Genomic DNA, 19968 nt, shown 5'->3' with positions numbered 1-19968 from the left:
GAAAGGAAATCATATGTATAAATCATTTCTGGTAAAATATGGAGAAATCGGAGTAAAGGGAAAGAACCGCTACATTTTTGAAAATATGTTAATGGAGCAGATCCGCCATGCGTTAAAGACAGCAGAGGGCGAGTTTGAAGTAACCAAAGAGCAGGGAAGAATCTATGTCAATGTAGTATCTGATGACTATGATTATGACGAGACCGTAGAAGCATTAAGCCGTGTATTTGGTATTGTAGGATTCTGTCCATTACTTCAGGTAGAGGATGAAGGCTTCGATAAATTAGCGGAGACAGTGGTAGATTATCTGGGTAAAGAATATCCGGAAAAGAACTTTACCTTTAAAGTAAATGCAAGGAGAGCAAGAAAGAATTATCCTCTTGATTCCATGGAAATCAATGCTGAACTGGGTGGAAAAATCTTAGATGCGTTCCCGGAGAGCAAGGTAGATGTGCATAACCCGGAGGTTATGGTCTGCATTGAAATCAGAAGCCTTATCAATATTTATTCCAAGGAAATTCCGGGACCGGGTGGAATGCCGGTAGGTTCTAACGGAAAAGCCATGTTATTATTATCCGGCGGAATCGACAGTCCGGTAGCAGGTTATATGATTGCAAAACGTGGAGTAGCGTTGGACGCAACTTATTTTCATGCACCGCCATATACTTCAGAACGTGCAAAACAGAAGGTAGTGGATCTGGCAAAACTGGTAGCAAGATACAGCGGACCTATCAATCTTCATGTAGTGAATTTTACCGATATCCAGCTTTATATTTATGAGAAATGTCCACATGAGGAGCTTACCATTATCATGCGCCGCTATATGATGAAACTGGCAGAGCATTTTGCTAAAGAAAACCGCTGTTTAGGACTGATTACCGGAGAGAGTATCGGACAGGTTGCAAGCCAGACTATGCAGTCATTAGCGGCAACCAATGAAGTATGTACCATGCCGGTATACCGCCCATTGATTGGATTTGACAAGCAGGAAATCGTAGAAGTGTCAGAAAAAATTGATACCTATGAGACATCTATCCAGCCGTTTGAAGACTGCTGTACCATTTTTGTGGCAAAGCATCCGGTTACCAAACCGAACATTGAATACATCAAGAAATCTGAAACAAAGTTAGAAGAGAAGATTGATGACCTGATGCAGACTGCAATTGATACGGTAGAAGTGATTCACGTAGAAGCAGAGTAGTGTGAATAGAAATAGAATGCTGTTTAGAAGCAGAATATTACGTAGAAACAGATAATATATAAAAGCAGAGCAATATATAGAAACGGAATTAAATAAGGGACCCGCACAGCGTAGCGGGTTCCTGCACAAATAAAAAAAGGGATTGCTTTCGCAATCCCCCCAATTCATTTACATCAATTCAATTATACAAGATAAGGTTTTAATGCTTCCATAATCTCATCCAGATTAGACTCTGCATGAATTGCTAAGTCGATTGGTTTGGATAAATCTAAGCTGAAGATACCCATGATAGATTTAGCATCGATAACGTATCTTCCAGAGATTAAGTCGAAATCAAATTCGAACTGTGTGATTGCGTTTACGAAGGATTTCACCTTATCGATTGAGTTTAATGAAATTTGAACTGTTTTCATAGTAAGACCTCCTTGGTTGCTATAAATACTTTTTCTTAATAGTAACTTCTTTGGAGGTAAAAGTCAACTAGAAGTGAGGAAAAAATCGAATGAAAAAAGCAGCATTGCACAATTTGGGATGCAAGGTGAACGCATATGAGACGGAGGCTATGCAGCAGTTATTAGAACAGGCAGGTTATGAGATTGTTCCTTTTACGGAACAGGCGGATGTCTATGTGATTAACACCTGTTCGGTAACCAACATGGCAGACCGGAAATCCCGCCAGATGCTTCATAAAGCAAAAAAAGAAAATCCGGACAGTATCGTTGTCGCTGCCGGCTGTTATGTCCAGACTTCATCGGAAGAAGCAGCAAGGGATTTATCCGTGGATATCATTATCGGAAATGACAAGAAACATGAACTGGTGGAGCTTATTGAAAACTGTATGAACCAGAAGAAAAATGCAAACGAAGAAACCGAAGGAGTGGATGACTGGAAGGAAAATATCTGCGATATTAATGAAAAAGGCAGAGCATATGAAGCACTGTCTATCAGCCGGACGGAAGAACATACCAGAGCTTTCTTAAAGGTGCAGGATGGCTGCAACCAGTTCTGCACATATTGTATTATTCCATATGCGAGAGGTAGAATCAGAAGCCGTAAGGCAGAAGAGGTCGTGCGTGAAGTGGAGACACTTGCAGCAAATGGCTGTAAGGAAGTGGTACTGACCGGAATCCATTTAAGTTCCTATGGATTAGACCATGGAGATAATCTTTTACATCTGATTCAGGAAGTGCATAAAGTAGAAGGTATCCGCCGGATTCGTCTGGGTTCCTTGGAGCCTGGAATCATCGATGAGAATTTTGTGAGAAAGCTGGCAAAATTAGAAAAAATCTGTCCGCATTTTCACCTGTCCCTGCAGAGCGGATGCGATGCAACCTTAAAGCGGATGAACCGGAAATATGATACAGCCACTTATGAAGCAGGCTGTAAGCTGATTCGGAAATATTTTACCCATCCGGCAATTACCACAGATGTTATCGTAGGATTCCCGGGAGAAACAGCGGAAGAATTTGAGGCAACAAAGGAATTCTTAGAGCGGATTCATTTTTATGAGATGCATATTTTCAAGTATTCCAAGCGCAAAGGTACGAAGGCAGCAGTGATGCCGGATCAGGTGCCAGAACAGGTGAAGACAGAACGCAGTAAGGTGCTTTTGGCACTGGCACAGGAAATGTCAGAAGAATTCCGGGAGTATTATGTTGGCAGACCGGAAGAAATATTATTAGAAGAAACCGATGAAATCGCAGGAAATGTATATTTTACCGGATATACCAAAGAATATGTAAAGATAGCAGTGCCGGAGGCAGAAGGGGAAGAAAATATTTTGGTGAAAGGCATCGTGACCGGACGGATTTCAGCAGATGTATACCGGATGGAAAATATTGAAAAAGCAGAGTAGAATTATCGGGAAAAGATAAGTGTATGAGAAGTGTATTTTGAATAATGGTTGAATTTTGCAGTACTTTATATTAGAATAGATTTAGCGATGCTTTTTCATTAGGAAGAACAAAAGAGCAAAATAAGGGCGTGAAAAAATGCAGAACATGAATAACACACAATATTTTAGAGTTGAAAAAGAACCGGAAATCAGGGTACATGATGTACTTAAGATTGTATACGAGGCATTATCCGAGAAAGGATACAATCCGGTCAATCAGATTGTTGGATATATTATGTCTGGTGATCCGACTTATATTACCAGTCACAATAATGCAAGAAGTCTGATTATGAAAGTAGAACGTGACGAACTTGTAGAAGAGATATTAAAGGAATATATCCATACAAATTCATGGAAGTAGGAGGCAGTTGATGCGGATAATCGGTCTTGACTTCGGTTCTAAAACCGTTGGAGTTGCCGTTAGCGATGAACTGCTTATTACTGCACAGGGAATTGAGATTGTGCGCAGAAAATCAGAAAATAAGCTGCGTCAGACATTGGCACGTATTGAAGAATTAATCAAAGAATATAACGTGGAGAAAATTGTTCTCGGCTTTCCGAAAAATATGAATAATAGTGAAGGCGAGCGTTGTGAAAAAACCTTAGAATTTAAAGAAATGTTAGAAAGGCGTACCGGACTTACAGTAGAGCTGTGGGACGAACGCCTTACTACTGTTGCGGCGGATAATCTTATGATGGAAGCCGGAATCCGAAGAGAGAATCGCAAAGAATATGTGGATCAGATAGCGGCATCCTTTATTTTACAGGGATACCTTGACTATCTGCAGAATGAAAAGAATCAGGAGTAAATATGGAAAAAGTAAATTTTACAGACCCGGATACCAATGAGTCAGCAGAATTTTATGTATTAGAGCAGACAACCATACGGGGAATCAATTACCTTCTTGTCACAGTAGACGAAGAGGGTGATTCGGATGCATTTATTTTAAAAGAAACACAGAATGAAGATGATCACAATACCATCTATGAAATGGTGGAAGATGATAAAGAGTTAGAAGCACTTGCAAAAATTTTCGCAGAATTAATGGAAGATGTAGACATTGAATTCTAGGAGAACTTATGTAATTGCGGACAAATGCAATGAGCGCGAAAAGAAAGAATTTATGGAGGTAATATTTTGAAAAAAGAAGCAAACTCAAAATTGAAAATCATTCCATTAGGCGGATTAGAGCAGATTGGAATGAACATAACTGCCTTTGAATACGAAGACAGTATTATTGTTGTGGACTGCGGTTTGTCATTCCCGGAGGATGATATGTTTGGTGTAGACCTTGTTATCCCGGATGTGACTTATTTAAAAGATAATATTGACAAAGTAAAGGGATTTTTTATTACCCATGGTCACGAAGACCATATCGGAGCAATCCCTTATATTTTAAAAGAAGTCAATGTGCCGATTTATGCAACCAAGCTTACGATTGCAATTATCGAACACAAGTTAGAAGAGCATAATATGCTCAAGAAAGTAAAACGTAAGGTAGTAAAATACGGACAGCATATTAACTTAGGCTGCTTCCGCGTGGAATTTATCCGTACCAACCATAGTATTCAGGATGCGGCAGCTCTTGCCATTTATTCACCGGCAGGAACAGTTGTCCACACCGGAGACTTTAAAGTGGATTATACACCGGTATATGGTGATGCTATCGATTTACAGCGTTTTGGTGAGATTGGTAAGAAGGGTGTACTGGCATTGATGTGTGACTCCACCAATGCAGAGCGTCCTGGCTTTACCATGTCGGAGCGTACCGTAGGAAAGACCTTTGATAATATTTTTGCTGACCATAAGAACACACGAATCATTATTGCAACTTTTGCATCCAATGTAGACCGTGTACAGCAGATTATGAACTCTGCCAATAAGTATGGCAGAAAAGTAGTGATTGAAGGACGAAGCATGGTAAATATCATTACGATTGCGTCTGAGCTGGGATACCTTACCATCCCGGAGCAGACCCTGATTGATATTGAACAGCTGAAGAATTATCCGGATGAGCAGACGGTTATCATTACAACAGGAAGCCAGGGAGAATCCATGGCGGCATTATCCCGTATGGCATCCGGCATGCATCGTAAGATAACAATTAAACCAAAGGATACCATTATTTTTAGTTCCAACCCGATTCCGGGTAATGAAAAAGCAGTGTCCGGTGTCATTAATGAACTGACCATGAAAGGTGCAGAGGTTATTTTCCAGGATGTTCATGTTTCCGGTCATGCCTGTCAGGAGGATATCAAACTGATTTACTCACTGGTAAAACCGAAATATGCAATTCCGGTTCATGGAGAATACCGTCATCTGGTTGCCCAGGCTAAGATTGCAGAAGAACTTGGCATTGATAAAGAAAATATTTTCCTCTTGTCTTCCGGTGATGTATTAGAACTGGATGAGGAAAGCGCAGCAGTTACCGGACATGTACAGGTAGGCGATGTCATGGTAGACGGACTTGGTGTTGGTGACGTAGGAAATATTGTATTGCGTGACAGACAGCATCTGGCAGAAGAAGGAATCATTATTGTTGTAATGACATTGGAAAGTGGCTCCGGAATGGTGCTGGCAGGACCGGACATCGTATCCAGAGGATTTGTCTATGTACGTGGGGCAGAAAGCCTGATGGAGGAAGCTCGTCATGTATTAGAGGGAACCATGGAACACTGCATGGATAAGAATATTACAGACTGGAGCAAGATTAAGACAGAAATCAAAGATGCTTTAGGTGATTTTGTCTGGAAAGAGACAAAGCGCAGACCGATGATTATTCCAATTATTATGGAAGTTTAATGTGGGTGGATGAACATGAGCGTAGTAGAAGATAAGGTAACAGAACTTGTAAATGCAATTCAGGATACCAATGAATATAAGCGTTATCAGGAAGCAAAGAATAAGCTGCATGCGAATCCGGAATTAGAGCAGATTGTATTTGCATTCCGCCAGAAGAATTACCAGATCCAGAACAGTAAAAATGTGGATCTGTTCTGGGAAGTAGACCAGCTGGAGCGGGAAAATATAGATATCCGCAAGAATCCGGTTGCAGAAGAATTTATGACAGCAGAGCTTGCATTCTGCCGTCTGCTGCAGAAAATTAATTTCAGACTGGTTGGCGGCCTGAATTTTGAAGTAGGTTTTGTAAACGAAAGATAATGGAGAGGTTGTGCGATGAGTGCCAGTAAGATTGTGATGAAAATTGTCCGAATCAGTTTTTCTGTTCTTGTTGTTGTACTGGTGATTTTTGTACTTTTTAAGGCAGGAAGCTATGCATATGATTTCGGATATCGCGTGTATACAGAGCAGCCGGTGTCATCCGGTGATGGCAAGGATATTGTGGTTCAGATAGAGGCTGGAATGTCCGGTAGTGATATTGGAAGTATGTTAGAGGAGAAAGGACTTATCCGTGATGCCAGGCTTTTTGCAGTGCAGTTAAAGCTTTCTGCGTATTCTAAAAAAATCAAACCGGGAATATATACGCTGAATACTTCCATGACAGCGAAAGAAATGATGGAAGCCATGTCACCGGTTTTGGAAAAAGATACAGAGGGTACAACGTGATAGTAGAGGAACGATTAGTAACGTATATCAATTCCTTAGACAGTGGAAATACACCGCTTTTAGAGGAAATTGAGGCAGAGGCAAAGAAGAATTATGTGCCGGTTATTCGTAAGGAAATGCAGAGTTTTTTAAAATCCATGCTGGCATTAAAGCGGCCGGAGCGGATTTTGGAAGTGGGAACTGCAGTAGGATTTTCTGCACTTCTGATGGAAGAATATAATCCGGTGCCATGCCGGATTACAACTATAGAAAATTACGAGAAAAGAATTCCTATTGCACAGGAAAATTTCAAACATGCCGGAAAAGAGAAAGAAATCACACTGATTCCGGGAGATGCCACAGAGGTGTTAAAGACGTTAGAAGATCCTTATGATTTTCTTTTTATGGATGCGGCAAAGGGACAGTATATCAATTTCCTGCCGGATATTCTTCGGCTGATGAAGCCTGGTGCATTACTGGTATCTGACAATGTGCTGCAGGAGGGAGATATTATCGAATCCCATTATGCAGTAACCAGAAGAAACCGGACCATTCATAAGAGAATGCGGGAATATCTTTATGAACTGACACACAATGACAGTCTTACCACATCGGTGCTTCCGATTGGAGACGGTGTTACCATTAGCATTAAGAAATAGATGATACAGATTGAAATATTAGGAGAAATAAATCAATGAGACCGGTAGAATTACTGATTCCAGCCAGCAGTCTGGAAGTATTAAAAATTGCAGTCATTTATGGAGCAGATGCCGTATATATCGGCGGAGAAGTATTTGGACTTCGTGCGAAGGCAAAAAACTTTTCCATGGAGGATATGGCAGAGGGCATCCAGTTTGCCCATGAGCATGGCGTAAAAGTTTATGTAACAGCAAATATACTGGCTCACAATGGGGATTTGGAAGGTGTAAGAGAGTACTTTACCCAGTTAAAGGAAATCAAGCCGGATGCCCTGATTATTTCCGACCCGGGTATTTATACCATTGCAAAAGAAATCTGCCCGGAAATCGAGCGTCATATCAGTACCCAGGCCAATAATACCAACTATGGAACGTATCAGTTCTGGTGGAACCAGGGCGCAAAGCGTGTGGTAACAGCAAGAGAGCTTTCTTTAAATGAGATTGCTGAGATTCGCAAAAATATTCCGGATGAAATGGAAATCGAGACATTTGTGCATGGAGCAATGTGTATTTCCTATTCCGGAAGATGTCTTTTAAGTAATTATTTTACCGGAAGAGATGCCAACCAGGGAGCCTGCACTCATCCGTGCCGCTGGAAATATGCAGTGGTAGAGGAAAAACGTCCGGGAGAGTATCTGCCGGTTTATGAAAATGAACGTGGTACCTATATTTTTAACTCCAAGGATTTGTGCATGATTGAGCACATCCCGGAACTGATTGAGGCAGGTATTGATTCCTTTAAGATAGAAGGACGTATGAAGACAGCACTTTATGTTGCTACTGTAGCACGTACTTACCGGAAAGCCATTGATGATTATCTTACCTCACCGGAGAAATATAAAGAAAATATGGACTGGTATTTAGAACAGATTTCTAACTGTACTTATCGCCAGTTTACCACCGGCTTTTTCTTTGGAAAGCCTTCGGAAGAGAGCCAGATTTACGATAATAACACTTATATCAAAGAGTATACCTACCTTGGAATTGTAGGAGAACGCAACGAAGAGGGATTATATCAAATTGAACAGAGAAATAAATTCTCCGTAGGGGAACAGATTGAAGTCATGAAACCGGATGGAAGAAATATTCCGGTTACCGTAAAACGGATTGTGGACGAAGATGGAAATGAAATGGAATCAGCACCACATCCAAAACAGGTGCTTTACATTGATTTAGGACAGGAACTGGAGATGTATGATATTTTACGCAGACAGGAGGAATGACCTATGGAAGAAAAGTATGTTGTTTATGTCGGAACGTATACCCATGAGAACAGTATCGGAATCCATTTATATGATTTGGATGCAAAAAGCGGAGAAATGAAGGAACGGAAAGTGGTTCCCATCAATAATCCTTCCGATTTGCTGGTATCGAAGGATGGCAGATTCTTATATTCCATCGCAGATGAAGGCGTGGAAGCATTTCACATTCTGCCGGACGGAGACCTTGAGCCAATGAACAAGCAGTGGATTGGCGGTATGCGTGGCTGTTATGTGGAAGTGGACAGTAAGAACCGTTATCTTTTCGTAGGCGGTCATCATGATGGCAGAGTGACCATGATGAAGTTGGAAGAAGATGGCAGCATCGGAGAAATCGCAGACGGTATCTTTCATAAGGGAATGGGACGGACCATTGCAGAGCGAAGTTCCAAGCCACATGTAGACTGCGTGAAGCTGACACCGGACGAGAAGTTCTTGTGTGCAGTGGATAATGGATTAGATCATGTAAAGATTTACCGGATTGACTATGAGAATGGCAGGATGAAGCTTGCAGATATCATCCGTTGTCCGTTGGAATCTGCACCGCATATGATTCGTTTCAGCCGTGATGGAAGATTTGCTTATATTCTCTATGAGCTGTTGAATCAGATAGAGGTATTTTCCTATACGTTAGAAAATGACCAGCCGCATTTCGAGAAGGTTCAGACCATTACAACGACCATACCGAAGGAAGCTGATGTCTGTGCTGCATCCGGTCTGGAAGTGACAATGGATGGTGAATATTTATTCTGCAGTAATGCAGGTGCAAACTCCGTATCGATTTATGAAATTGATAAAGAGAGTGGATGTCTTACCATGATGTGTAATTCGAAAATCAGTGGTGATTATCCGAAAATGATTGGTATCTGTCCGGACAGAATGCATTTCATGAGCCTTAATAATGAGACCAATGAGATTACCATGTTTAAGGTAGATTATGAGAAGAAATACATTCTGATGGAAGAGAGACCAATTCCGGTAGATAAACCGAATTGCATTTACATCCATAAACTAAGTTAGAAGCGAACTGCGGGAAACATGCTTTAACCAGGCATTTTTCGGTATTCATGTAAAAAGGGTAAAAAAAGATGTCATTTGTTAAAAAAATAACAGACGACATCTTTCTTTTTTGGAAAAACTATGATAGAATAACACGGTTGAAGCCTACCGGTCCGGAGGCTATCAATGGAAGTGCTTGGCCGCAAAGCCTTAAAATGCGGAGAAAAAAGAAAATTTAAGAAAAGAGGAAGAGACTATGAGTGAAAAAAACGTAGCTTTTACCAGGGACAGAAGTATCCCAAAATCTTATGAGCTGGTTCTGACAGCTTTATTTACCGCCATTATCGTCGTAATGGCTTTTACCCCGTTAGGATTTATTCCTTTAGTAGTAATTAATGCAACGATTATCCATATACCGGTTATTTTAGGTGCAATTTTCTGCGGACCGAAAAAAGGTGCCTTTTTGGGATTTGTATTTGGATTAACCAGTTTTATTAAAAATACATTGATGCCAACTTCTATGTCAGCATTTGTATTTTCACCGATACTGGCAAGCAGCATCGATGGCGCAGCAGGAGTGGTAAAGAGTACCATTATCTGTTTTGTACCACGAATTTTAGTAGGTATCATCCCATATTTCGTATATCGTGGAATTGTAAAATTAACCACATCCAGCCATGCAAAGGCTGCAAAGGTAATCAGTAATCTTGTAATCAGTGTACTTTTACTGGTTGGTATCCATGCGTTCTTTGCTAAAATGCTGACAACAGATTCGAAGGAAATGATTGGCTGGATATCAGGTGCAGCTGCAGCAGTTATTTATTTTATTGTAGTGGAACTGACCGGGAGAAAGAAGGATGGCAGATTCTTGGGCTATGTCTATGCCGGCGTGACTGGTGCATTGACCAATACACTGCTTGTAATGCCGATGATTTATATTTTCTATAAAGAGGCATATGCCAATGCATTGAGCATTGAGCCGGGCGCAGTTATGGGCGTAATCCTTGGCGTTATCAGCTTTAATGGAATTATAGAAGCAATTGTAGCAGCCGTTCTGGTAGCAGCAATTGGAATGGTATTGAATAAAGTACACAGGAGGTAATTCATATGTTAAAGGGCAGGAACATATTACTGGCAGTGACAGGAAGCATTGCAGCATATAAGGCGGCATCACTTGCCAGTATGCTGGTAAAGCAGCACGCAGATGTGCATGTAATTATGACGAAAAATGCAGAGCAGTTTATATCACCGGTTACCTTTGAGACACTGACTGGTAATAAGGTAATTGACGACACCTTTGACCGCAACAGCGGATATCATGTGGCACATATTGCTATGGCACAGGAAGCAGATGTGGTGATGATTGCTCCGGCATCTGCAGATGTCATTGCAAAGCTGGCACACGGAATTGCAGATGATATGCTCACTTCTACCATGTTAGCCTGTGAGGCTCCGATATATCTTGCCCCGGCAATGAATACACATATGTTTGATAATCCGTTAACACAGGATAATCTTAAGAAGCTAAGAACATATGGTTATCACATTATTGAGCCATCCTCAGGCTATCTTGCCTGTGGCGATACCGGAAGGGGAAAACTTCCGGAACCGGAAGAACTGTTAGAATATATTCTGCAGGAAGCTGCCTGTGAGAAAGACCTGACAGGAAAGAAGGTTCTCATCACAGCAGGAGCCACCCGGGAGGCAATTGACCCGGTACGTTATGTGACCAACCATTCCACCGGAAAAATGGGTTATGCACTGGCAAAGAATGCGGCAAGAAGAGGGGCAGAGGTAACACTGGTCACCGGACCGACCAGCCTTGAAGAGCCATTTTTTGTAAATACAATTCCGGTTGTTACGGCAGAAGAAATGTATCAGGCTGTCACAGATGCATTTGCAGAACAGGACATTGTAGTCATGGCGGCAGCAGTAGCGGACTACCGTCCAAAGACCGTTGCGGATGAAAAAATCAAAAAGGCCGATGGCGGACTGACGTTGGAAATGGAACGCACGAAAGATATTTTAGGAACAGTTTCTGCCCGGAAGGAAAACCAGTTCCTGTGTGGATTTTCCATGGAGACACAGCATCTGAAAGAAAATTCCAAAGCCAAGTTAGAAAAGAAGAAGCTTGATATGATTGTTGCCAATAATCTTAAGACAGCGGGAGCCGGATTTGGTACCGATACCAATGTGGTAACTTTGATTACAGAATCAGAAGAAAAAGAGTTTCCGATTATGTCGAAGGATGAAGTTGCCTCAGCTATCTTTGATGAGATTCTAAGCAAAATGCAGGCGTAGAAAATAATAATAATAATAATAATCCCTGTCAGCGGAAGGTCACCTGAGTTTGTGACTTGTAGCAGACAGGGATTTTGCTATTTCTGATAGAAGCCTTTATTTCTTGTAGAAATCTTTGATTCCATCCATCCGGGCACTCATGTTAGAAAGCATGGCATCGAAAATAGTAATGGCAGCCATGGATTCGACAACCACAACAGCTCTTGGAACGATAATCGGATCGTGACGTCCCTTGATATTGATTTCGATTTCCTCGCCGTTTTTATTTATGGTCTTCTGGGTGGAAGCAACGGAAGGAGTCGGCTTGATGGCAGCACGGAATACAATCGGCGAGCCATCACTCATGCCGCCTAAGATACCGCCGGCGTGGTTGGTTTCTTTTGTGACAGAACCGTTTTCATCCGTTACAAAGGCATCGTTGTTGGTAAGTCCGGTAGCAGCAGCAACTGCAAATCCATCACCGATTTCAAAGCCTTTTACAGCACCAATGGAGAAAATTGCTTTGGCTAAATTTGCATCGATTTTTTCGAATACCGGGTCACCGATTCCGGCAGGAACACCGGTAATAACACATTCGATAATACCGCCGGCAGAGTTCTGCATGGCTTTGCATTCTTCCAGATAGGAAGCAGCTTTTGCAGCAGCATCTGCATCCGGCATATAGAGTGGATTCTTCGTAATTTCTGCAGCATCAAATCTGGTTTCGTCAATGGTAACTGGACCGATGCTCTTACTGTAGGTGAGAATCTCAATGCCAAGTTCCTTTAAAATCTTTGCGGCAACCGCACCGGCAGCCACACGTCCGATAGTTTCACGACCGGAAGAACGTCCGCCACCACGGTAATCCCGGAAACCGTATTTGGCATCAAAGGTAAAGTCAGCATGTCCCGGACGATAGTAGGAAGCAATCTCACTGTAGTCTTTGGAATGCTGGTTTTCATTTACCACAATCAGTGAGATTGGAGTTCCGGTGGTTCTGCCTTCAAAGACACCGGAAAGAATATGTACTGCATCATCCTCTTTTCGCGGGGTAGAGAAAGCAGATTGTCCCGGTTTACGCCGGTTTAAATAGGTCTGTATATCTTCTTCACAAAGGGAAAGTCCGGCAGGACAGCCGTCAATTACGACACCGATTCCTATTCCGTGTGATTCTCCCCAGGTTGTAATTTTAAAGTTAGTTCCAATAGTTGAGCCTGCCATAGCATCCTCCTGATTTGTTTTTGTAAAAAAGTCAGACTCTATTATAGAAGATTTTTCAGATACTGGCAATCCCACAGTTGCAAAAAGTGCGAAAACAAGGTATGCTAGGATAGTATTTGTAAAAAGAACAGAAACAGGAGATTATATGTACGAATTATTAAAACAGGATGGAAGAGCAAAGAGGGGCATTTTTCATACCGTACATGGTGATATACAGACCCCGGTGTTTATGAATGTAGGAACGGTCGCTGCCATAAAGGGAGCTGTTTCTACCGAAGACTTAGAGCAGATTAAGACACAGGTGGAATTATCCAATACCTATCATCTGCATGTACGTCCGGGAGATAAATTAATCAAAGAGCTGGGCGGACTGCACAAGTTCATGGTGTGGGACAAACCAATTCTTACCGATTCCGGTGGATTCCAGGTATTTTCACTGGCAGGACTCCGTAAAATCAAAGAAGAGGGAGTCTATTTCCATTCCCACATTGATGGAGCAAAAATTTTCATGGGACCGGAAGAAAGTATGCAGATACAGTCTAATCTGGCATCCACCATTGCCATGGCATTTGATGAATGTGCACCGGCACTGGCTGACCGTGGATATGTAGAGGCATCCGTAGCCAGAACAACCCGCTGGCTGGCACGCTGTAAGGCGGAAATGACAAGACTGAATGGGTTGGAAGATACCATTAATAAAAATCAGATGCTGTTTGGAATTAACCAGGGAGCCATTTATCCGGATATCCGGATTGACCATGCAAAGCGAATCAGTGAATTGGATTTAGACGGCTATGCAGTAGGTGGACTTGCAGTAGGCGAGACCCACGAAGAGATGTATGATATCTTAGACCAGACCGTTCCATATCTGCCACTTGAGAAACCAACCTATCTTATGGGTGTCGGAACTCCGGCAAATATTTTAGAGGCAGTAGACCGTGGTGTGGATTTCTTTGACTGTGTATATCCGACCCGTAATGGCCGCCACGGACATCTTTATACCAATCAGGGAAAGATTAACCTTTTCAATAAGAAATATGAAAAGGATATGCGCCCAATCGAGGAAGGCTGTCAGTGTCCGACCTGCCGCCGCTACAGCAGAGCCTATGTCCGCCATTTATTAAAGGCAAAGGAAATGCTTGGTATGCGTCTTTGCGTATTACACAATCTGTATTTCTACAATACCATGATGGAAGAAATCAGAGACGCCATTGATGCCGGCAATTATAAGTCATACAAAGAGGAAAAACTCTATGGTATGAACCAGATAAACAGGGAAAAAGAGGCACAAATCTAAAAAAAGAATGAAATATCGGGAAAATACTTGTGAAACGCAGTCTTTTTGTGTACAATGTTTTTCATGAACTTAAGTTTGTAATTCAGGAGGAAAAGAAATGTCTATTTTAGCATCACAGCAGGCACAGGCCTGGGGAAGCATTATTATGTGGGTAGTAATTATGGTTGTATTTGTATACTTCTTCATGATTCGTCCACAGAAGAAAGAAGCAAAGAAAAAAGAGCAGATGATGTCGGAGTTAGCAGTAGGTGATACCGTACTGACAACCAGCGGTTTCTACGGAATCGTAATTGATGTATCTGAAGATGATACTGTTATCGTTGAGTTTGGCAGCAACAGAAACTGCCGTATCCCAATGCAGAAAGCAGCAATTGCCGCAATCGAAAAACCGGAAGAAGCAGTAGAAGCAAAAGAAACCAAAGAGAAGAAATAAGATAAGACCTTAGAAAATCCGTGGAGTGTGCGCAATGTACAAGCCACGGATTTTTTTGAAAAGAGGGAGTAAGGTTATATGAGAATATTCAAGAAAAAATCCACGCCATTGCCCTATGATAAAATGAACAAGAAGCCTGTTATTAAAGCCAGCATCTGCAATGGAGAACAGGTGGCAGGCTTTAAAGATATCCATACAGGAAAGATAGAAGAAATAATGCTGATAAGAAATGAGGCAGACCTTGATACGTTCCGGAAAATGTATGGAATTGAGGGAAAAATAGAAAAGGAATATTAAGCAAAGCATAATAGAAATTCAAGACAGAAGGAAAAGGAGCATAACCATGCAGACAGACATTAACGCAGCATATTTTAAAAGCATCATAGACCAGGATCGTTGTTCCGTTGTGATATGCAATTTAAAGCACGAAATCATTTATATGAATCCAACTGCAGTAAAAAGCTATGAGAAATGGGGCGGTGAAAGCCTTGTTGGAAGAAGCCTTTTAAACTGCCATAATGAAGAATCGCAAAAACGCATCCAGCAGGTAATCGACTGGTTCTCTGCAGATGAAAGCCACAATCTCATCTATACCTCCCATAACGTGAAGCAGAATAAAGATGTGTATATGGTTGCTTTAAGGGATGCCGAGGGAAAGCTGATTGGCTATTATGAGAAGCATGAATTCAGAAATGCAGAAACCATGGAAAAATATGATTTGTGGTAAAATGAAATATAGGAAAATGAGATAGTTTCATATCATAAATAGAGCGGTACATCGACAAAGGTGTATCGCTCTATTTAAATTCAATAATATCATTTGGAGTACAGCCTATAATGGTGCAGAGCTTTTCCAAGGTGAGTACAGTAATATTTTTGTTGTGTTTTAATCCATCCAGAGTTTTATTATCAATGCCCATCTTTAGAAGCTGGTATTGGGATATCTTTTTGGACTTCATAGTATTCCACAAATTAGCAGACAGCAAATTATCAAAGAATTTAGAAGGGGAAGCAGGTTTTCCTGATTTTGTTGTGCTGGAAAGGAAGAAAAGTCGAGATGCAGCTAAATATGGGTGCATAGAAGCAAAACGACCGTATGATAATATGGAGATAACAGAGCAGATAGAAGGACACCTTAATTCTTATGGAAAAGTAATTTATACAAATGGACTCATATGGAAATTTTATAAAGTGAAAGAAAAGCCAGTAAAAGAGTTTTGCTTAGGTTGTATAGACCCTCATAATCAGGATTCTGTAATCTGGGAACCGGTAGATAACTGGTATAAACTGATGAGCTTTTTAGAGGACTGGAACTGGAAATCATAAGATAGGGTTGCCATAGAATAAAACACAAAAAGACAGGCATATCACACAACGTATAGCTATTAGTGTGATATGCCTTTTCTAGTCCCCTAGAAATTACTGTCATTCCATCCCCAGTCCTCGGTCGGGAAGTAAGCAACATAGATTCGCTTCTTCGGAATGCCAAGCTCATTTTCTAAGAGCGTACAGACTTTTCTTGTCATAAGATTCATCTGTGGCTTGGTCGGATAGCCGTAGCATTTCACTTCTACATAAGCAATGTCTTTGGTGCTTCCTAGAAAGCAAAGAGAAGCATTACCCTCGAACCCGGTCATAACCCAGTTCTCACCTTTGCCGAGACAGTCTCTGGTGATGATGCAGAGCTCCTTGGACAGGGCATCTTTTTTGGCAATATCTAAAGTAGCAGTAGTTTTCATGTTAATAAATGGCATTGTTAGTCCTCCTTACAAATGGATAAGTTAATTGGTTCATTATATAGGTGAGAGTGAAAAAGCTATGATTCATCAGAATATGGATGCTTGAAGCAAACGGTTAGAGGCACCTGGCATTTCGTACAATATCAGGCAACACCGGCACATGGATGTGACGGTGAGGTGCAGCTTGAACATGGATGTGAATCTGCACCGGTTGCCGTACGGTATTAGTATTGCGGTAGAAATGCCTGATGCCCCTTACCGTTTTGCCTCGCATCCATATCTGATGAATCATAGAGTATTCCTCAATTCCTATAAAATACCTACCTCAAGTCTACTGTACCAGTCCCCATCTGACAAGAAAAAGATTTGTATAATAACAACAAATCATATCAAAAGAACAGAATATAACCACAGTTTATAAAAACTATGAGAAACTATAATGGTAAAATTTATTGAATTCTTCGGATAAATAAGCTATGATATAGGATAATGAGCATTACCATAATCAGTAGTTATGAAATTGGGATGCATGCAATAGGAAAAGAAAGAAGGATTTACCCATGAATTATAATGTTGGAGTAATTGCCGGTGACGGAATCGGACCGGAGATTGTAAGCGAAGCAAGAAAGGTGTTAGATGCCATTGGAGCAAAATTCGGACACACCTTTACATATGACGAGATACTGATGGGCGGTTGTTCTATCGATGCAACCGGTGTACCGCTGACCGATGATGCCATTGCACATGCAAAAGCGGCAGATGCAGTTCTGATGGGTTCCATCGGAGGAAATACAGCAACATCCCCTTGGTACAAATTAGAGCCATCCCTTCGCCCGGAGGCAGGCCTTTTGAAATTGAGAAAAGCATTGAACCTTTTTGCTAACTTAAGACCGGCATACCTTTATGAAGAATTAAAGGAAGCATGTCCACTGCGTGATGATATTATCGGAGACGGATTTGACATGATGATTATGCGTGAACTGACCGGCGGACTTTATTTTGGCGAGAGAAAGACAGAAGAAGTGGACGGTGTGATGACGGCAACCGATACTTTGACATATAACGAAAATGAAATCCGCAGAATTGCAAAACGTGGATTTGACATTGCCATGAAACGCCGCAGGAAAGTAACCAGCGTGGATAAGGCAAACGTACTGGATTCCTCCAGACTCTGGAGAAAGATTGTAGAAGAAGTAGCAAAGGATTATCCGGAAGTAACATATGAGCATATGCTGGTAGATAACTGTGCCATGCAGTTGGTAAAAGACCCGAAGCAGTTCGATGTAATTTTAACTGAGAATATGTTTGGAGATATTTTATCCGATGAAGCAAGTATGGTAACCGGTTCCATCGGAATGTTATCCTCTGCAAGCTTAAATGATACGAAATTCGGTCTTTATGAGCCAAGCGGTGGTTCTGCACCGGATATCGCAGGAAAAGGAATTGCAAACCCGATTGCAACCATTTTAAGTGCAGCGATGATGTTAAGATATTCCTTTGATCTCGATAAAGAAGCAGATGCCATTGAAAATGCCGTAAAGAAGGTATTAAAGGCAGGCTATCGTACCATTGACATTATGCCACAGGAAGAAGCAAAGAAAGCAACCGTAACCCAGGTAGGAACAGCCAGAATGGGTGACTTAATCGTAGAGAATCTGTAAGAGATAAGAAATTTTCAGACAGAACAATAAAAAAGAGAGGAAGAACGAAGATGAAGAGTGATAATGTAAAAGCCGGAATGCAGCAGGCTCCGCACAGAAGTCTTTTTAACGCTTTGGGATTTACCGAAGAAGAAATGAAGAAACCAATGGTTGGTATCGTAAGTTCTTATAATGAAATCGTACCGGGCCATATGAATCTGGATAAAATTGTAAACGCTGTAAAATTAGGTGTTGCAGAAGCAGGTGGAGTACCGGTTGTATTCCCTGCAATTGCAGTTTGTGATGGAATTGCCATGGGACATATCGGAATGAAATATTCCCTGGTAACAAGAGACTTAATTGCAGATTCCACAGAGTGTATGGCATTAGCCCATCAGTTTGATGCACTGGTTATGGTGCCAAACTGTGATAAGAACGTACCGGGACTTCTGATGGCAGCAGCAAGAATTAATGTACCTACCGTATTTGTTTCCGGTGGTCCGATGTTAGCAGGTCATGTAAAGGGACGTAAGAGAAGCTTATCTTCCATGTTTGAGGCAGTAGGCTCCTATGCAGCAGGTACAATGACAGAGGAAGAAGTAAGGGAATACGAAGAGAAAGTATGTCCGACCTGTGGTTCCTGTTCCGGTATGTATACCGCAAACTCCATGAACTGTCTGACCGAGGCACTTGGTATGGGCTTACGTGGAAACGGAACCATTCCTGCCGTATATTCCGAGCGTATCAAATTAGCAAAACATGCCGGAATGGCAGTTATGGATATGTATCGGAAAGATATCCGTCCAAGAGATATTATGACAAAGGATGCTATTTTAAATGCACTGACCGTAGATATGGCGTTAGGCTGCTCTACCAACAGTATGCTTCACCTGCCTGCAATCGCACATGAAGTAGGATTTGATTTTGATATTTCCTTTGCAAATCCAATCAGTGAGAAGACTCCGAACCTCTGCCATTTGGCACCGGCAGGCCCGACCTATATGGAAGACTTAAATGAAGCCGGCGGTGTCTATGCTGTCATGAAAGAATTAGCAGATGCAGGACTTTTACATACAGACTGTATGACCGTAACCGGTAAGACCGTAGGCGAGAATATCAAAGATGCAGTCAATAAGAATCCGGAAGTTATCCGTCCACTGGATAATCCGTATAGTAAGACCGGTGGTCTTGCCGTATTAAAAGGAAATCTTGCTCCGGACGGCGGTGTTGTAAAACGTTCCGCAGTCGTAGAAGAGATGATGGTTCATGAAGGACCGGCAAGAGTATTTGACTGTGAGGAAGATGCCATTGCAGCAATCAAGGGTGGCAGAATTGTTGCCGGTGATGTAGTCGTGATCCGTTACGAAGGACCAAAAGGCGGCCCTGGTATGCGTGAGATGTTAAATCCGACTTCTGCAATCGCAGGTATGGGACTTGGTTCTTCCGTAGCATTGATTACAGACGGACGTTTCTCCGGCGCAAGCCGTGGAGCTTCCATCGGTCATGTTTCACCGGAAGCAGCCGTAGGCGGACCAATCGCATTGGTAGAAGAAGGCGATATCATTAAGATTAACATTCCGGAAATGAAGTTAGAGCTTGCAGTATCCGATGAAAAACTGGCAGCCCGTAAAGCAAAATGGCAGCCAAGAGAACCGAAGGTAACAACCGGATATCTGGCACGTTATGCTTCCATGGTTACTTCAGGAAACCGCGGTGCAATTTTACAGATTCCAGGTACCGGGGAAGAAAAATAAGAACCG

25 protein-coding genes are annotated in these 19968 nt (G+C 41.8%); 21 read left to right on the top strand and 4 right to left on the bottom strand.

Features of this window, described 5'->3' with window-relative positions:
- Positions 1 to 13: 13 nt before the first annotated feature.
- Entirely contained in the window at positions 14 to 1201 is a 1188-nt protein-coding gene (gene thiI / locus DWV68_RS10560) for a tRNA uracil 4-sulfurtransferase ThiI (RefSeq protein ID WP_118056784.1), read from the top strand.
- A gap of 182 nt (positions 1202 to 1383) precedes the next feature.
- Here the strand turns inward: thiI and DWV68_RS10555 are convergent, their stop codons facing one another.
- The gene (locus tag DWV68_RS10555) at positions 1384 to 1614 is read right to left on the bottom strand and encodes an HPr family phosphocarrier protein (protein ID WP_022243076.1); all 231 of its coding nucleotides are present in this window, start codon (positions 1612 to 1614) and stop codon (positions 1384 to 1386) included.
- Between the two features lie 89 nt (positions 1615 to 1703).
- On the opposite strand from DWV68_RS10555, the gene mtaB reads away from it, so the two are divergent.
- The 12 genes from mtaB to coaBC all read left to right on the top strand — a co-directional run bounded on the left by mtaB (position 1704) and on the right by coaBC (position 11899).
- Positions 1704 to 3056 (top strand): tRNA (N(6)-L-threonylcarbamoyladenosine(37)-C(2))-methylthiotransferase MtaB, encoded by a 1353-nt coding sequence (gene mtaB / locus DWV68_RS10550; protein WP_118056783.1) that lies wholly within the window; start codon positions 1704 to 1706, stop codon positions 3054 to 3056.
- A 136-nt stretch (positions 3057 to 3192) separates the two neighbouring features.
- Positions 3193 to 3456, top strand: coding sequence for an IreB family regulatory phosphoprotein (locus DWV68_RS10545; RefSeq protein WP_022243074.1), 264 nt, complete (start codon positions 3193 to 3195; stop codon positions 3454 to 3456).
- Between the two features lie 10 nt (positions 3457 to 3466).
- Positions 3467 to 3904 carry a Holliday junction resolvase RuvX gene (gene ruvX, locus DWV68_RS10540; RefSeq protein ID WP_022243073.1) on the top strand — a complete coding sequence of 146 codons (438 nt, stop codon included), beginning with the start codon at positions 3467 to 3469 and terminating at the stop codon, positions 3902 to 3904.
- Between the two features lie 2 nt (positions 3905 to 3906).
- On the top strand, positions 3907 to 4167 hold the full coding sequence (locus DWV68_RS10535) for a DUF1292 domain-containing protein (protein WP_022243072.1): 261 nt from the start codon (positions 3907 to 3909) through the stop codon (positions 4165 to 4167).
- Between the two features lie 66 nt (positions 4168 to 4233).
- The gene (locus tag DWV68_RS10530) at positions 4234 to 5898 is read left to right on the top strand and encodes a ribonuclease J (RefSeq protein WP_022243071.1); all 1665 of its coding nucleotides are present in this window, start codon (positions 4234 to 4236) and stop codon (positions 5896 to 5898) included.
- Between the two features lie 15 nt (positions 5899 to 5913).
- The gene (locus DWV68_RS10525) at positions 5914 to 6258 is read left to right on the top strand and encodes a YlbF family regulator (protein ID WP_022243070.1); all 345 of its coding nucleotides are present in this window, start codon (positions 5914 to 5916) and stop codon (positions 6256 to 6258) included.
- A 15-nt stretch (positions 6259 to 6273) separates the two neighbouring features.
- Entirely contained in the window at positions 6274 to 6663 is a 390-nt protein-coding gene (locus tag DWV68_RS10520) for an endolytic transglycosylase MltG (protein ID WP_118056781.1), read from the top strand.
- Positions 6660 to 7301 carry an O-methyltransferase gene (locus DWV68_RS10515; RefSeq protein WP_118056780.1) on the top strand — a complete coding sequence of 214 codons (642 nt, stop codon included), beginning with the start codon at positions 6660 to 6662 and terminating at the stop codon, positions 7299 to 7301. The genes DWV68_RS10520 and DWV68_RS10515 overlap by 4 nt, the downstream gene beginning before the upstream one ends.
- 35 nt (positions 7302 to 7336) lie before the next feature.
- Complete coding sequence (locus DWV68_RS10510) at positions 7337 to 8563, top strand: peptidase U32 family protein (protein WP_022243067.1); 1227 nt, start codon at positions 7337 to 7339, stop codon at positions 8561 to 8563.
- A gap of 3 nt (positions 8564 to 8566) precedes the next feature.
- The gene (locus DWV68_RS10505; RefSeq protein ID WP_118056779.1) at positions 8567 to 9619 is read left to right on the top strand and encodes a lactonase family protein; all 1053 of its coding nucleotides are present in this window, start codon (positions 8567 to 8569) and stop codon (positions 9617 to 9619) included.
- 235 nt (positions 9620 to 9854) lie between these two features.
- Complete coding sequence (locus tag DWV68_RS10500) at positions 9855 to 10700, top strand: ECF transporter S component (RefSeq protein WP_022243065.1); 846 nt, start codon at positions 9855 to 9857, stop codon at positions 10698 to 10700.
- Between the two features lie 5 nt (positions 10701 to 10705).
- The gene (gene coaBC / locus DWV68_RS10495; protein WP_118056778.1) at positions 10706 to 11899 is read left to right on the top strand and encodes a bifunctional phosphopantothenoylcysteine decarboxylase/phosphopantothenate--cysteine ligase CoaBC; all 1194 of its coding nucleotides are present in this window, start codon (positions 10706 to 10708) and stop codon (positions 11897 to 11899) included.
- A 96-nt stretch (positions 11900 to 11995) separates the two neighbouring features.
- Here the strand turns inward: coaBC and aroC are convergent, their stop codons facing one another.
- Positions 11996 to 13099, bottom strand: coding sequence for a chorismate synthase (gene aroC, locus DWV68_RS10490; RefSeq protein ID WP_118056777.1), 1104 nt, complete (start codon positions 13097 to 13099; stop codon positions 11996 to 11998).
- A 145-nt stretch (positions 13100 to 13244) separates the two neighbouring features.
- On the opposite strand from aroC, the gene tgt reads away from it, so the two are divergent.
- From tgt to DWV68_RS10470, 4 genes are all read left to right on the top strand, one after another.
- Positions 13245 to 14396, top strand: a complete 1152-nt coding sequence (gene tgt, locus DWV68_RS10485; protein WP_117697028.1) for a tRNA guanosine(34) transglycosylase Tgt — start codon at positions 13245 to 13247, stop codon at positions 14394 to 14396.
- 97 nt (positions 14397 to 14493) lie between these two features.
- A complete protein-coding gene (gene yajC / locus DWV68_RS10480) occupies positions 14494 to 14829 on the top strand; it encodes a preprotein translocase subunit YajC (RefSeq protein WP_022243061.1) in 336 nt (111 codons plus the stop codon).
- A 78-nt stretch (positions 14830 to 14907) separates the two neighbouring features.
- A complete protein-coding gene (locus DWV68_RS10475) occupies positions 14908 to 15126 on the top strand; it encodes an aspartate dehydrogenase (RefSeq protein WP_118056776.1) in 219 nt (72 codons plus the stop codon).
- Positions 15127 to 15172: 46 nt separating this feature from the next.
- On the top strand, positions 15173 to 15556 hold the full coding sequence (locus tag DWV68_RS10470; protein WP_118056775.1) for a PAS domain-containing protein: 384 nt from the start codon (positions 15173 to 15175) through the stop codon (positions 15554 to 15556).
- 70 nt (positions 15557 to 15626) lie between these two features.
- Here DWV68_RS10470 and DWV68_RS15100 read toward each other — a convergent pair whose 3' ends face one another.
- On the bottom strand, positions 15627 to 15749 hold the full coding sequence (locus DWV68_RS15100) for a helix-turn-helix domain-containing protein (protein WP_334294266.1): 123 nt from the start codon (positions 15747 to 15749) through the stop codon (positions 15627 to 15629).
- Here DWV68_RS15100 and DWV68_RS14760 point away from each other — a divergent pair.
- Positions 15742 to 16155 carry a hypothetical protein gene (locus DWV68_RS14760; RefSeq protein WP_243089537.1) on the top strand — a complete coding sequence of 138 codons (414 nt, stop codon included), beginning with the start codon at positions 15742 to 15744 and terminating at the stop codon, positions 16153 to 16155. The genes DWV68_RS15100 and DWV68_RS14760 overlap by 8 nt on opposite strands.
- Before the next feature lie 86 nt (positions 16156 to 16241).
- On the opposite strand, the gene DWV68_RS10455 is transcribed toward DWV68_RS14760, so the two are convergent.
- On the bottom strand, positions 16242 to 16583 hold the full coding sequence (locus DWV68_RS10455) for a phenylpyruvate tautomerase MIF-related protein (protein WP_022243052.1): 342 nt from the start codon (positions 16581 to 16583) through the stop codon (positions 16242 to 16244).
- An 87-nt stretch (positions 16584 to 16670) separates the two neighbouring features.
- On the opposite strand from DWV68_RS10455, the gene DWV68_RS14900 reads away from it, so the two are divergent.
- The 3 genes from DWV68_RS14900 to ilvD all read left to right on the top strand — a co-directional run bounded on the left by DWV68_RS14900 (position 16671) and on the right by ilvD (position 19962).
- Positions 16671 to 16796, top strand: coding sequence for a hypothetical protein (locus DWV68_RS14900; RefSeq protein ID WP_278336402.1), 126 nt, complete (start codon positions 16671 to 16673; stop codon positions 16794 to 16796).
- Positions 16797 to 17128: 332 nt separating this feature from the next.
- Positions 17129 to 18229 (top strand): 3-isopropylmalate dehydrogenase, encoded by a 1101-nt coding sequence (gene leuB, locus DWV68_RS10450; RefSeq protein WP_022243051.1) that lies wholly within the window; start codon positions 17129 to 17131, stop codon positions 18227 to 18229.
- A gap of 50 nt (positions 18230 to 18279) precedes the next feature.
- On the top strand, positions 18280 to 19962 hold the full coding sequence (gene ilvD / locus DWV68_RS10445) for a dihydroxy-acid dehydratase (protein ID WP_117697041.1): 1683 nt from the start codon (positions 18280 to 18282) through the stop codon (positions 19960 to 19962).
- Positions 19963 to 19968: the final 6 nt, after the last annotated feature.

It is taken from the genome of Roseburia sp. AF12-17LB, from assembly GCF_003479605.1.
Taxonomy (GTDB): domain Bacteria; phylum Bacillota; class Clostridia; order Lachnospirales; family Lachnospiraceae; genus Roseburia_C; species Roseburia_C amylophila.
This window is presented reverse-complemented; position numbering and strand designations above follow the sequence as displayed.